Source organism: Calothrix sp. NIES-2100 (genome assembly GCF_963875285.1).
In the GTDB taxonomy this organism is placed as follows: domain Bacteria; phylum Cyanobacteriota; class Cyanobacteriia; order Cyanobacteriales; family Nostocaceae; genus Aulosira.
On record NZ_CAWNLA010000001.1, the window covers coordinates 706,913 to 721,612 of the forward strand.

Sequence of the window (14,700 nt, forward strand, 5' to 3'; positions counted from 1 at the left end):
AGTTTATACTAAAGTCTATTAATGCTTCTGAGAAATACTGCAATAGCGATCGCTTCGCTGTTAACTCTATCAAATCCCATCACTCTGGCTTTTTCTGACACCCAACAATATTGGGCAGAAGCTTGCGTTCAACAGCTAGCAGCACGAAAATTAATTACAGGCTACCCCGATGGTAGTTTTCGCCCCAATTCAACAGTAACACGCGCCGAAGCAGCCGTGTTACTGTTGAATGCTTTTGGGGATGCACCAATCAAGCGCAATTCGACTACATTTACAGATGTACCTGCGAATTATTGGGCACACAAAGCCATTACTACTGCTTATCAAAAAGGCTTTTTCTCTGGTTATCCAGGGGGAGTGTTTCAACCAAACCAGCCAATTCCTCGCGCCCAAATTATCGGTGTTGTTGCTGGGGCGAAAAATTATAGCCCTCTACCTAACCCAGCGCAGACATTACCCCAGTATTTTGACGATGCGGCTCAAATTCCTAACTATGCCCAAAGTGCGATCGCATCTGCTACTGTAAATAGTATTGTTGTTAACTATCCCCAAGTCAAACAGCTAAAACCCCAGCAAAGCGCCACCAGAGGGGAAGTCGCAGCTTTGATGTGTCGGGCGTTAAATATCTACACCATACCGCCCCAATATATAGCAGGTGTGGAAGTCCAACCCCAAGAAGTCCGCCCTTTACCGGGAAAACTCGATACTATCCCCACCTTTAATAGCAATAGTCCGGAACTAGTAACTACCGAAGGAATTTTACTGTCTACCTTCCCCCCCGATGGTAAACAAGTCCCCCAAGCACACCTCAATTATCCCTTCTCTGGGAGATTTGATTTATTTGCTCATCATATCGTCAGGGCGGAAACATCAGCCCAAAGCCGCACGGTTTACCAAGGAATCATTGTCCACAATCCAGGAAATGAACCTGTAACAGTTCAAGTATTGCAGGCAGCGAGTTACCTTTCTGCTGAAGCACCGTTTATTACTTTACTTGATATGGTGGACAATTCCCAAAGTACGATTTACGCTGGCCCTGGTAGTAGGACAATGAATGATGTACTAAGAGGAATTAGACAAAGTAATTTCCCCGAAAATGTGGTGATTGAGCCAGGAAAAACCCAAATATTAGCGAATTTACCCATTCCTGTACAAGCTCCATCTTCTAACGGTCGCACAACGATGATGCGATTGACAAGTAGTAGCCCAGTTTATGTAGCCAATTTAGCCAAAAATAGCGCTACGCCTCCTACCCTAGCTGAATGGCAAAAGCTGTTAGATACAGGCAGTTTAGCAGGAAAACGCGATCCAATTCCCACGCCGCTTGACCCTCCCAAAGAACCGACGGTATTTAGCCGCGTCGCTGGTGTTTCCCAAGGGGCGCAATGGCAAGCAAATCTGACGGATAATCCTAATGTGTCCGAGTTGACGATACCGCAGCCAGGGAAAGCCTTTGCTTATCCTTTAGGTACTGTACATTTAATTACCCTCAGCACCGGACAAATCCAGAGTGCGCCAATGTTGAAACGCTATCCTGATACGGCGTACTTTGCTCACAGTAACTACGGTGTAGAGTACAATCTGACTTTGCCGCTACAAAATTCTAGCAATCAAACTCAGACTGTGACCGTATCAATGCATACACCTGTAAAGGATGAAGGGGGAACAGATAGACTGCTGTTTTTAAAGCCACGGGTGGAACAGATATTTTTTCGCGGTACGGTGAAGGTGCGTTATACCGATGATAATGGTGTGGATAAGACGCGCTATGTGCATTTAGTACAACGTCGGGGACAAATGGGTGAACCGTTGGCGACGTTGAAGATGTCAGGGGGGGAGAAGCGACAAGTACAGGTGAATTTTTTGTATCCTCCTGATTCTACGCCACCGCAGGTTGTAACGGTGAGGACTGAGGGGTAAATATCTCACGCAAAGGCGCAGTGAACCAGCGCTGCGGGAGGGTTTCCCTCCGCAGGCGACTGGTGAACCCGAAGGGAGACGCAAAGGTTTTTTAGTTACAGTTGAAAAAGGTGGCTTTTGAGAAAGGATAAGGTTATGGTTGCGAGTCCAGACAGCAAGTATATGTCTCCCCAGGAATATTTGGAATGGGAAGAACGTCAAGAAATTAAATATGAATATATTGATGGTGAAGTTTTCGCCATGACTGGGGGTACTCTTCCCCATACAAGTATTGCTTTAAACTTAGCTTCAGCGTTAAAAGGTCATCTCAGGGGGAGTGGGTGTATTCCCTTTATGGCGGATGCGAAGGTAGGGGTATCGGAGAAGGGGCCTTTTCATTATCCCGATGTTGTGGTGAGTTGCGATGAACGGGATAAACAAGCGATTCAATTTCTCCAGTATCCTTGTTTAATTGTCGAAGTTCTGTCCCCAAGTACGGAAGCTTACGACAGAGGTGCTAAATTTACCCGGTATCGTCGGATTGAGACTTTGCAAGAATATGTCCTTATTGATGCTGAAAAAATTGGTTTAGATTGTTTTCGGTTAAATGATAGGGGACTTTGGGAGTTACATCCTTATGAAGAGGGGGATAAAGTGCATTTAACCAGCATTGATTTCCGCTTTCCGATATCTTTGGTGTATGAGGATGTTCAATTTCCGATGTAGGATTTTACGAACCACTCCAGGCGCAGAGAGCGCAGAGAAGAGAAAGAGCGATCGCCAGCAGTAAAATATAAAAATATGACTACAACAGATGTACGCTTGTGGACTATTGATGAATATTACCGCATGGCAGCAGCAGGAATCATCACTCCTGATGAACGAGTCGAATTGATTGAGGGACAAGTTATCCCCATGAGTCCAAAAAATCCTCCCCACGCGGCGACAAATCTCTGTGCTGCTGACGTTCTCCGGAAGTTACTTTCGGGAAAAGCTTTAATTCGTATTCAAGATCCGGTTCGTTTGAGTTTATATTCAGAACCAGAACCCGATATTGCTGTTGTTCGCATTAACTCCCAATTATACCGCGATCGCCATCCCATACCTGATGATATTTTCTTGTTAGTGGAAGTAGCCGATACCACTCTCAATCGTGACACTCAGCAAAAAGCACGCATTTACGCCCAAGCGAAAATAGCCGACTACTGGGTTTTGGATGTGAATAGTCGCCAAGTCTATGTGTTCCGTGAACCGTTAGATAATCGTTATACTCAGCAAATCATCCTCGATGAGAATGCAACGATTTCACTGGTGGCTTTTGCTGAGGTTGAAGTCAAGGTAAGGGAATTATTTGCTTGATGGGATTAAGTAGTGCGTAGATGCGATCGCGTAGCGTCTCGTAGAGAAGTGGCTTGTTGCGAGACATCACGCTTTTGTTTCGGTTAAAATTGCCACAATGTAGATATGCAAATCAATGGCTGCAAACAGAATCAGGGTTGCTAAGGATAAAGCTGAGTTAGTTAAAGCTTTGCTAGCATCAAAAGACACAACAGGGCCTTTTCAGACTTTTGTAGAAGTAATGGTATTTGCAGCCGCTTTGGGGATTAAAAACAAAAAGCGTGTTCCCCTCGGAGAAACCTCCAAAAGAGAACCATCTCCAATCCCCCAAGAGAATTTCGCTTCACTGGGACATGACCTAATCATCAAATTATTAGGTATGACTGAAATACAAGATATAAATATACTCTCTTCCAGAGAAGAAGAATATGAGGATCAGCGTACTCAAATATTTGAAGAGTATGCTAATGGAGGACTTGAAATTTTACAAAATGAGTTACGAGGAGCCGTTGATTACTCAGAGCGACTTCTGTTAGTTTTAATTTCTGAACGGGGAAATAAAGAACAGTCGGAAGAAGAATTTGATCTAAGTAAGTTTTTAACTTGAAATATATAAGAGTCTGTTAATTATATTGCTACTTCTAACTAGAGTAATTGACTATGAAAAATATAGGATACTATTGTCAACATTTTTCTGAACTGAAGGTGAGTAGTAGCCAGAAACGTGGTAATGCTCAATATAAACCCATATTAATTTTATCTGTAATTGATTTGATGGCGCGGGGTTTGATTAATACTAATGAAATTTTAGTTTCAGATGAATTGATTAAAACCTTTGATAATTACTGGAAAGTAATAGGTTCTCCATTTTACAAAGGTGGATTACATTATCCATTTTTTCATCTACAGAATGAAGGCTTTTGGCACATAAAATTTCAGCAAAACTTTAATGGTTTGCAGCCAAAAACAATTAATAAACTAAAAGATGCTGTTAAATATGCATATCTAGACAATGAATTATTTCACTTATTACAAGACGGAGTTTCTAGACAAGAACTAATAGATGCATTAGTATCAGCTTTCTTTGCTTATCATGAAAATGATCTAGAAGAAATTTTACAAATAAACCAATCTTTTCAAGATGAACTGTTCGAGATAGACAATTTGCTTGAATCAGCAAATTCAGATAAAAGCCCAAGGTGGAGCTTGAAACGAGCAGCTATTAGAAATGCTTTTTTTCGGAAAGCAGTAGTACAGATTTATGATTACAGATGCGCTTTCTGTGGGCTAAAAGTAAGTAAAACAGTGAAACAAAATATTGTTGATGGCGCACACATCAAACCTTTTGCACAATTCTTTGATAATAAAATACATAATGGGATAGCACTTTGTAAAAATCATCATTGGGCATTTGATAGAGGTTGGTTTGCTGTAGATGAACAATACAAAATTATAATTAGCAATGATTTAGCAGAAGTATCTCCCCATACTAAACCAATGAAAGATTTTCATGGCGAAAAACTATTGTTGCCTCAAACCGAGCAATTCTTTCCAGGAATTGAAGCGCTACAATGGCATCGCCAAAATATATTTCAAGCGTAATTACAACAAAGGTGGCAATCCTACTTGCTTGGGTTCAACAAACTTGCCATCAAACCCTATTGTTTGATTTTCTAAAGTTCTAGCATCAGCCAAAGCTTTGCGAATTTCTGCACGTTCCATCTGATCCTGAATACCACCAAGTATATATATTAGTAACTTCGCTGCTAATTCTCGTCCTGCAACTTGTACCCGTTTTTTATTAGGATCATACAAAACTCCATACCAAAGAGATTGCGGATACTCCATTCCACTAAACCCACCTTGTTGGTCAAACTTCCGCAATTTCTTAAAAGTATCTCCCAATGCCAAACCTTTTTTAAATAGTAAAATTCCTAAAGCTTGAGCTAATGCTACTTGACCAACAGGACGAAAAAGCATATTTCCTTCTCCGCCATCTTTTTCAAAGCTGAAGCGTCTTAAAGCTGTGGTCTCTTCTTCATCAAGAAGTTTATAACTAGGAAGGTCGGCTAAATTATCAAATAGCTTTTCAAAGTCTTTAATCCCCTCTTCAATTTCATCATCTTCTGGGCGCATGGGAATTAAACCTTTTTCTAAAGGTTTCCAATGAGGAAATTTTTGCCCTAAATATCTTTCCGACATATCTTGAATAGCTTGCAAAGTTGTTAACACTGTGGAATTTGTTGCAACTGTTGAACTATTCCAATTAACGCGAGGTTTGCGACCTGGCCGTTGTTCTAAAAGTGGATGGTTTGTCGCAATTTTCCGTGCCACAATTGCAAAACCATCATCTTCATTTAATTGTGCTAACTGACCTTTAGTTAAAGGTGCAGCCATCAGGTTGACATGAACAAAAATTGATCTCACCCTTCGCCGCGCTTGGGTGCGAGTTTCCCCAGGCGCAACAGCACAAATGAACTCAATCCCAATTTTTTCTTTGGGTAAGCTTTGCAAATAAGCAGGGTCTACTTGATACTGCTCAATCAAATCATTTATTTTGATAAAACTATCATCAGCACTTTTATCTTTTCTGTAACGCTGAAGTTTTCCTGTTTTAATTAACTCCATTAAACCTTGTACACCCATCAGGCGATGTTGACCATCTAATGCATAAATAGTGACATCATCTTCGGAAATGTTGAGTAAACCTACTTTACCGTCTTTATCCAGAGGAGTAAAATCTGTTGTAGATTTAGTAGCTCTTCCTTCACTATCCCACTCAGTCGCTTTGGGATCATCCACCCAAGATTGATTAATGACTACCAGTACTGGCGGAAACTTGTGATTTTTCCTCGCTGCTAAATACTGAACCAAGGGTGCTTGACGTGACCAATCAACAGGACGTTGCTGAATTTCATCAATGCTATCTGCGTCAATTTCGATGTTATCTGTGTCAGAATTATACTTTTTCTGAAACAGCGGTAAACCAGAAGCGAAGTGAACCCGACCCGCAAACCATTCCAGGGTGACAGAACCAATATAGGCTTCAGTGCCCCCCATCTCGGTTTTTTGCACGAGAATCTGGTCTTTTTTCTCCAAGAACTTCTCGAAAAGTAAAGCTAGTACCTGTTTATCCTTGTTATCCCGTTCCAGGTATTCTCTAGCGATGTCAGCAGTTGGGTCGGACTTACTATCTTTCATATTAATTTTTAAAACCTAGATAATGTAAAGTAGTTTAGTTGTCGAAAAAGTTCGCTATTAATAGTACAGTTTTTAAAAACATTTATGTAACCCCTGTTCACCCTTGGTGCTGGGTAGATGAGTGTTGACTGTGTAAGCACGAATGCGATTGCCCAGATAGAGAGATGAGTTTCCAGAGGTAGGGATAAATGACTACAGCACAACAACCAGAAAATAAAACTCAGCGATCGCGTACTGTAGCAGATTTAGTGGAGGATATCCAAGTTCTCACCGCTGAAATTCAAGAATTGTATTGTTTAGATGAGATTCCCTGGGTTGTGGGCTATTCGGGGGGTAAAGACAGTACTGCGGCATTACAGCTGGTTTGGAATGCCATAAGCGCACTACCCCTAGAAAAGCGAACCAAAACAATTTATGTAATTACAACAGATACGCTCGTAGAAAATCCTGTCATCTCAGCTTGGGTGAGCAAATCTCTTGAGCAAATGAAAGCTACAGCTAAAGAGCAAGGATTACCCATAGAACCCCATTTACTCAAGCCAGAAGCAAAACAAACATTTTGGGTAAATTTGATTGGCAAAGGCTACCCAGCACCGAGAGGAACATTTCGGTGGTGTACAGAACGCCTAAAAATTACTCCATCTAACCGCTTTGTTCGTGATGTAGTGAGAGTCAACGGAGAAGTAATTCTTGTTTTGGGTACACGCAAAGCTGAAAGCATCAGACGTGCTACCTCTATGGAAAAACATCAAGTAGGTAGCTTACAAAATCGCCTCAGTTCTAATTCTATTTCACCTAGATCGCTACTTTACCATAGCCCTAGTTTACCTAACTCTCTAATTTATAGCCCCATCGACGATTGGCGTACAGATGAAGTTTGGATTTACCTGAATCAGTGGCAAAATCCTTGGGGACATAGCAACAAAGATTTATTCACCATGTATCGAGGTGCGACAGCAGATAATGAATGTCCGCTTGTAGTTGATACTTCCACTCCTAGTTGTGGTGATTCCCGCTTTGGATGCTGGGTTTGCACATTAGTTAATAAAGATAAATCAATGGAGGCAATGATCCAAAATGATGAAGAAAAAGAATGGATGCAGCCTTTATTAGATATCCGCAATGAATTAGATATTAAAGATGACCGGGATAAGAGAGACTTCCGACGCATCTGGGGTGAAGTTCAACTATTTGAGCGCAATAAAGATGGTGAACTTTCTGTCGAACCAATACCTGGCCCATATACTAAATATTGGCGTGAATATTGGCTAAGAAAATTATTAGCAGCGCAAACTCAAATCCGGCGTACAGCGCCAGAAAATATGCGCGATATTACCTTAATTACTATCGAAGAAATGAGTGAAATTCGTCGGATTTGGCTAGAAGAAAAACACGAATTTGATGATAGTTTACCCCGCATTTATAAAGAAATGACTGGTGAAGTATTCCACGATCCCCGTCCTGGTGCAGATAATAGTTTACTCGGTAGCGATGAATGGGAGGTACTAGAAGAAATCTGTGCAGATGACGGTATGCACTTAGAACTGATGGCGAAATTATTGGACACAGAACGCCAATTTCGCAAAATGGTGCGGCGCGTAGGGATATATGAAAAATTAGAAAAATGCTTTACAACCAGTTCCCGTTCTAAAGAAGAAGCAGTTAGAAATGCTCATTTGAAGCGCGATTTGAAAACAGCCATTGACCAAGGTGATATTGAAAAGGTCAAGCAGCTAACTTTAGGAGACTTTGTGGTGACAACAACAACTTCAGAAGTAACCACAGCAACTCCAAAAGTAAGCACAACAACTTCACAAGTAACCACAGCAACTGCGGAACTCACCACAGCAACTTCAGAAGTAACCACAGCAACTTCAGAGATAACAAATGAATTACCCCCTAGCAAATCAAAGACTTGGGGAAAAATGAAATTTCAAAATCAGCAAACCACGCCAGAAAGCGATTCTAAATGAAAAAATTTTCATCTTGTATGAAAGGGGGACGAGGGGGATGAAAGAGACAAGGGAGACAAGGGAGACAAATGACGATTGACTCTTTCAAGTCCATCACGGGAAAAACCCACAACCAAATATGAAAATCTCTCTTCCTTATTCCCTAGGAAGTATTTTCAAACTCATCGTTATTCCTAAAATTGGGCGCAGATACCCCCAACCCCCCTTAATAAGGAAGGCAAAAATCTTTCAAAGTCCCACAAAGTAAGGGGGATAATGGAGGATCTAAGACGCAAGAAAACACGCCCTAGGCGTGTCTTCAAAGTAACAAATAATACCATAAATAGCGGACACTCTGAGGTAAGGACGCGGGGACACGGGGAAAATTAATTCAAAAATCTCTCCGTGTCACCGCGTCTTTGAGTCTCCCACTCTCGAATTTAAAGTTTGAAAACACGCCCTAGCCCCTAACGTCCTCACAAGTTCCTCAAATTTAAGTTCTATAACAATAATTGTATGCACCAGAGCGCAGACCAAAGCACTGAGGCTAATTAGTAAAAATATTGTAACTATTAGTTACAAAATATATGTAATAACTAAAAGCCAAAAACCTCAATTACCATCTTTCAACAAAAGCAGAGGTATATATGTTTACCAGGATTTTAGTTGCATTGGATCGTTCGCCAATGGGGAAACAGGTTTTTGACCATGCTTTAGCTTTAGCAAAGGCAACAGGAGCTAGTTTAATGCTACTGCATGTCCTATCTGCGGAGGAAGAAGGTAGCCCTTACGCACCTGTGTTATCCAATTTTGATTATTACCCAGGTTTGGGTAGTCAAAGTTTCGAGTACTACCAACAGCAATGGGATAAATTTAAAAATCAAGGTATCGAGATGTTGCAAGCCTACTGTGCGCAAGCAAACACAGTAGGTGTCAATGCAGAATTTACGCAACAACTTGGTAGTCCCGGTCGGATTATCTGTCAATTAGTGGTTCAGTGGGGTGCTGATTTAATTGTTATGGGGCGGAGGGGTCGCTCAGGAATCACGGAACTATTTCTTGGTAGCGTGAGTAATTATGTCCTTCATCATGCTCCTTGCTCAGTTCATGTGATTCATCTTCCAAAGAATAGTCCCCCAACCCAAGAAGTTGTGGAAGAACCTAGCGTGAAAGTAGGGACTAGGGACTAGGGACTAGGGATTAGGAGGTATACCTGATGTTGCGTCGCTTTGTACAAATATTGTGGCGGTTGCTATTGCTAGGAATAGTGACGATATTTATCTTGCTGGGTTTAGAAATCAGCGCCTCGAAAACCGCTTATACCGAAGGGGTTGCCGGAGGCATCGCTGCTATTACTCGATTAGAATCAGTACCAGGAGAAGTAATTTATCGCTCACAGTTAAAATTAGACGATCAATCAGGACATGTTTGGCAGGTGATTTTGTGGAAGCAAGTTTATCCTGATTACTTACCTAGTATAAATCTCCGCTTGGTAGGGTTTCCTGGTTCTGCTGAATTGATTCACCCACAACCATTACGAATTACCACAGCTACAGGTGAAGTCTTAATTGCACCTGATGTTTTCTTAGAGTCAGCACCAGTACCAACTATTGGTCAGTATAATTTCCAGGATATATTACCAAAATTATCGGTTGAACCGCTGCTACTGAGTATCCCTTTACCTGGTGAAAAATTTATTAATATCTCTGTTCCTCAATCTGTAGTACACGAATGGCAAACAGTAGCCAGCAATTAGCAATCATTAATTGTCAGTTGTCAGTTGTCTCCCCTGTCCCCCTTCCCTCATCCCCTAGCCCCTAGCCCCTAGTCCCTAACTCCTAGCCCCTAACCCCTAGTCCCTATTTTCAACTCAGCATTAAAAATTTTTTGGAGATGATTAATTATGTTGAAAGCAGCAGATATCATGACGAAAGATGTTGCGACAATACGGAGTTCGGCGACGGTGGCTGAAGCTGTGAGGCTCTTAAGGTCAAGAGACTGGCGGGCGCTGATTGTTGATCGTCGCCACGAACAAGATGCTTACGGTATTATTAGCGAGAGCGATATTGCCTATAAGGTGATTGCTTATGGCAAAGATCCCCAAACAATGCGTGTCTACGAAATTATGAGCAAGCCTTGTATTACCATCAATCCCGACCTTGGTGTGGAATACGTAGCCCGGTTATTTGCGCAGCATCATCTCCACAGAGCGCCAGTTATCCAAGGCGAACTATTAGGAATTATCTCACTTACTGATATCCTCGCTCACAGTGACTTTTTGGAACAACCGCGAACAATGCTACTCGAACAAGAATTACAGGACGAAATTAAGAAAGCTCGGATAGTATGCGCTAACACAGGTGTTCGTTCACAAGAATGTGCTGCTGCGTGGGATGTTGTTGAGGAACTGCAAGCAGAAATAGCGCACCAACGAGCCGAAAAGGTTTTGAAAACAGCTTTTGAAGATTACTGCGATGAATATCCAGAAGTCTTATAAGCGAGAATGTAAGATCTTTAGAACTACTCATTCAACGCTCTATGGTGGGCATCACACCCACCACTAATTTTATTTTTTACTCAGGCAAAAATTGCTTTAAAGTTCGCTGGCTGTATTAGGAGCAATAACTTCACCTGTACCTAATTCTAAGATCAAATCCTGGTCGGTAATCAGTTCAGTAAGTTCTTTAACTTGTAAATTCATTGCCTCACAAGCTTCCCTTAATTCTCTAGCAAATTTGTTGAGGTCGTTACCATAACCGCATTGGTAAGCAGCAGTTTCAATTCCTTGTTTGGCATTTGCTCTCGCACAATCTACTAATTCTGTGCCTTGCAATGGTGTTGTGGATGCCATAAGTCTATTTACTAAATATTACCTGTTTTTTCATTAATAGATTATCAACTATTTATAATTCACTCATCCATCTATGGGTTAGGGTTGTCAATAGTCAATAGTCAATAGTCCATAGTCCATAGTCTAGAATTTCTTGACCCTTGATTAATACCCAATGCCCAATGCCCAATGCCCAATGCCCTGTAATATTAACTAAAAGTAACCCTTGGATAGAAATAAAATTCAACCCAAGGGTTACTTTTGCTTTGTCCTTTACTTAACATTGGTAAGTTTAGGCTATTTTTCCCTAGATTTTAGCCAAGCTTACTTATAGCTGGTAAATGCACTTAGCTGATATTTCTCTCCCCACACATGACACACGCTCTTAATTAGACCACGGGCAACAAGTAAACAACTCTATTTTGATGAAGGATTTCTCTTCACCATCCAGTTTTAAATTAACTGTTATGTGGAGGGAATTTATCAGTCTTTAGATGTAAAAAGTCTTCATTTTCTCAATCTTAAGAGGTAAATTCAAAATTTAGGCTCTTACTTGAGAGAGGTACGGGGAGAAGTAATTAACCTTGGGGAAGGTATTGAGCTTAAGACACAATAATTACCCACATACTAGCTGCTAGTGCAATAGTTGCTAAGTGTTGCCAAAGAAGTGTTATTAGTGATTGCCGTGCTATTTTTTGGGTTAACACTATCGTGAATAACACTGAAAAAATCAGGGTTGTGCCTTGTAAAAAAGCAATTACTGCTGGGTGTGCTACTAATACAGGTAACTGCTCACCATGCAAACCAAATGTAGCAAAAGTGATGGGTAAAATGCGTCCTCCTTCCCCTAAGCCTAAGCGTAGATAATGAGCTAAGTTACCTCCTAACACCAATGGTAAGTAGCCATAGGCAAGCTCAATAAATGCTTTCGGTTTTCGGCTAAAATTCATTAGTTGCATTAAGCCATAAGCTGCTAAGGAAATTGTGACTGGAACGATCAAAGTTAGCAGCGATAATCCTAAGTGCTGCCAAAAAATAGTTAAATCCAGTTGTAGCCCTAACCAAGATTGGATTTCTGGCAATCTATGCAGATATATACCACCTAACAGCAAAAATAACAGCGCCACTTCATAGCTGTGGGGTACATGAGTTGTCCATAGTTCAATTCCGGGAGGGCGTAAGTTAAATTCTACGGAACGATGGGGACAGGCTTTTAAGCACGTCATGCACAAAACGCAATCTTTATTATCTTCCAACTGGGCGGGGTGAGAGTATAAGGGACAACCATCAGTTTCCATCCCCTCGCCTTTTTGTGGCCCACCCTTATAGCATTGATAGGTGGTGCAAGTTGCAGAACAGATACCTTGCTGCGCTCTCAGTTCTGTCATTGACAGTTTGGCAAATAAACCATTCATTCCACCAATGGGACAAAGATAGCGACACCAAAACCGCCGTTCAAAAATGGCTGAGCAAATCATTGCGCCGGCGGTGATTAATAGCAGCAAGCAAGCGGAGAGGTAAGCTGTATTTTCTAAATCCCAGAGTTCTTCCCATAAAAAAATCAGGGTAAATAGCCCAAACAAAAACCATCCACCCCATTTCTCAGCTTTCTCTCTCGGCCAGCGCTTGAGTTGTCTAGGAAACAACCATAAGGATAATTTTTGCGTAATTTCACCGTAAATCATGAATGGACAAACTGCACACCATACACGACCTAAAAAGGGAAAGAGAAACAGAAAGAACGGCCACCACCAAGCCCAAAAGAGATTTAAACCGAAATTGCGATCGCGTGTTTGCGGCCCAATAAACAACACTCCAATCAAAAAAGCAAAGGCCGCAAATGTAAAACCATAATTAATGCGATCGGGCCACCAATCACTCCGTAAAAACCTCCGTAACCCTGGATATACATTTAACAAGTTGACGCGAAATTGTTTTTTCTTCGGTTCGGCTGACCAAAAAATTTCTTCTGTTAATTCTTTCCCTTCTCCCGCTTGGACGATCGCCCTTTCTACTAAGTTTTTCAATTCTTTGAGATTACCGGGGAAATCGTAAGCTTGCAAGCGGCGTAAAGCTTCGGGGGTAATATGGGGTTTAGCTAAACCTCTAGCTCGACTGTAGAGACTGGTGTAATATTCTACTTGAGCTTTAATATCAGCTTTGCGTACCCGCAACGGTGGAACTTTAATTACATGACCAACCCGCCGTTCGATGAGTGATTGCGCTTTTTCGGAAACAATCAAAATCTTGACTTTACTGGTACGAGGCTCAGCTTTTGGTTCTCCACCACGACTTACAGGAGTATATGTATTTGTTTGGAGTAATTGGGCTACGGCTGGTAATAACTCTGTGGGCAATTCTTGGATATTATTGAGAATTAAACTACCTTCCCCCAACCATTCTAAAAGTCCTGGTTTGCCGCCTGCACGACCAAATAAATCCGCGCCACTAGTTTGGAGAATACCGCAATTGATTTTAATTATCGGTTGACGCCGTTGCACAGAACTAAAATGAATCAGCGCCGCGATATTATCTTTTTCTAAACCAGGTTCGCCAAAGATATCTACAGACAACCTGTCGCCCGCAGCATCTCGAATTTGCTCCCGCAACCGCACCGCATAACGACTTGTACCGACAATTCCCCGTTGCGCTTTGGTGACTAAATATGGGCGCAAAGCGATCGCACGTTCTTGTTCGTAGGTTAAAGCCGAGGTGACTTCGGCTAATTCTTGGGCTAATAACCGAGAAAAAGCTTGATTAATTTCCGGATACTCAGTAGCTAAACTGCGAAATGTCTCCGCCGGTATCACCCACAAATGACATTCGTTGAGGGTAATAATTGTGAATTGAGTTAATTCGTCTAATAGTAATTCTTGCAGGTGTATGACTTCACCAGGAAGGAATCCACGAGCTAAGGCTGAGTTCGTTTGATTACTAGTCTCGCACTCTAAGTGTCCATCTTGGACGATGTAAAGTGCTTCTGGCTTAGTACCTTCGGTTACTAGGGTACTACCTTCTGGGATAACTTGTGGTTCCATCACTTGCGCGATCGCCTCTAACACCTGAGGTGAGAGAATTCCTAAAGGCGTGCGTTCTTGTAGCCAAATCACTGTATCACCAGATGCGATCATGATTTCTCCGTGCAGGCTATTTTACTAAGGGACTACCAAGAAAACAATTATCCCATCGCTGTGTTAGTAGAGGAAGTGTGGGGAAAAATGACTTATGCCCTATGCCCCATGCCCCATCAAGATATCTTTAAAGATTAATTACGTCTACCTATCTACCTGAGTATTATCTTTAACGAAACTTCATAATAAGTTGCATATTTTTGCAATTACAATTCTATGTAGATAGAAAATAAGCAGCTATTGATAGCAATTTTCAGATTTGGCATTAGTAATCTTAGCCACCAGATTGTTAAAAAATATAAACTATTAAATATTTAACTTCAGTTGGGATGAAAACTCAGTACTGAGT

12 protein-coding genes are annotated in these 14,700 nt (G+C 41.4%); 9 read left to right on the top strand and 3 right to left on the bottom strand.

Features of this window, described 5'->3' with window-relative positions; genetic code table 11:
* The first annotated feature begins 21 nt into the window (after positions 1 to 21).
* The 5 genes from AACU32_RS02830 (at position 22) to AACU32_RS02850 (ending at position 4,839) form a co-directional block, all read left to right on the top strand.
* The gene (locus AACU32_RS02830; protein WP_096597672.1) at positions 22 to 1,920 is read left to right on the top strand and encodes a DUF3370 family protein; all 1,899 of its coding nucleotides are present in this window, start codon (positions 22 to 24) and stop codon (positions 1,918 to 1,920) included.
* Between the two features lie 135 nt (positions 1,921 to 2,055).
* On the top strand, positions 2,056 to 2,625 hold the full coding sequence (locus AACU32_RS02835; RefSeq protein ID WP_096597674.1) for a Uma2 family endonuclease: 570 nt from the start codon (positions 2,056 to 2,058) through the stop codon (positions 2,623 to 2,625).
* Positions 2,626 to 2,700: 75 nt separating this feature from the next.
* Positions 2,701 to 3,258 carry a Uma2 family endonuclease gene (locus AACU32_RS02840; protein ID WP_096597676.1) on the top strand — a complete coding sequence of 186 codons (558 nt, stop codon included), beginning with the start codon at positions 2,701 to 2,703 and terminating at the stop codon, positions 3,256 to 3,258.
* A 115-nt stretch (positions 3,259 to 3,373) separates the two neighbouring features.
* On the top strand, positions 3,374 to 3,844 hold the full coding sequence (locus AACU32_RS02845) for a DNA phosphorothioation-associated protein 4 (RefSeq protein WP_096597678.1): 471 nt from the start codon (positions 3,374 to 3,376) through the stop codon (positions 3,842 to 3,844).
* 53 nt (positions 3,845 to 3,897) lie between these two features.
* Positions 3,898 to 4,839, top strand: a complete 942-nt coding sequence (locus AACU32_RS02850; RefSeq protein WP_096597680.1) for an HNH endonuclease — start codon at positions 3,898 to 3,900, stop codon at positions 4,837 to 4,839.
* Here AACU32_RS02850 and AACU32_RS02855 read toward each other — a convergent pair whose 3' ends face one another.
* Complete coding sequence (locus tag AACU32_RS02855; protein ID WP_096597682.1) at positions 4,840 to 6,438, bottom strand: DGQHR domain-containing protein; 1,599 nt, start codon at positions 6,436 to 6,438, stop codon at positions 4,840 to 4,842. It abuts the gene before it with no gap.
* A 188-nt stretch (positions 6,439 to 6,626) separates the two neighbouring features.
* On the opposite strand from AACU32_RS02855, the gene dndC reads away from it, so the two are divergent.
* The 4 genes from dndC to AACU32_RS02875 all read left to right on the top strand — a co-directional run bounded on the left by dndC (position 6,627) and on the right by AACU32_RS02875 (position 10,887).
* On the top strand, positions 6,627 to 8,411 hold the full coding sequence (dndC, locus tag AACU32_RS02860) for a DNA phosphorothioation system sulfurtransferase DndC (RefSeq protein ID WP_096597684.1): 1,785 nt from the start codon (positions 6,627 to 6,629) through the stop codon (positions 8,409 to 8,411).
* Positions 8,412 to 9,037: 626 nt separating this feature from the next.
* Entirely contained in the window at positions 9,038 to 9,580 is a 543-nt protein-coding gene (locus tag AACU32_RS02865; protein ID WP_096597686.1) for a universal stress protein, read from the top strand.
* 26 nt (positions 9,581 to 9,606) lie between these two features.
* Complete coding sequence (locus tag AACU32_RS02870; protein ID WP_096597688.1) at positions 9,607 to 10,146, top strand: DUF3122 domain-containing protein; 540 nt, start codon at positions 9,607 to 9,609, stop codon at positions 10,144 to 10,146.
* Positions 10,147 to 10,293: 147 nt separating this feature from the next.
* Entirely contained in the window at positions 10,294 to 10,887 is a 594-nt protein-coding gene (locus AACU32_RS02875; protein ID WP_096597691.1) for a CBS domain-containing protein, read from the top strand.
* Positions 10,888 to 10,983: 96 nt separating this feature from the next.
* On the opposite strand, the gene AACU32_RS02880 is transcribed toward AACU32_RS02875, so the two are convergent.
* Both AACU32_RS02880 and AACU32_RS02885 read right to left on the bottom strand, forming a co-directional pair.
* Positions 10,984 to 11,241, bottom strand: coding sequence for a hypothetical protein (locus AACU32_RS02880; protein WP_096597693.1), 258 nt, complete (start codon positions 11,239 to 11,241; stop codon positions 10,984 to 10,986).
* Between the two features lie 581 nt (positions 11,242 to 11,822).
* Complete coding sequence (locus tag AACU32_RS02885; protein WP_096607828.1) at positions 11,823 to 14,348, bottom strand: cyclic nucleotide-binding domain-containing protein; 2,526 nt, start codon at positions 14,346 to 14,348, stop codon at positions 11,823 to 11,825.
* Positions 14,349 to 14,700: the final 352 nt, after the last annotated feature.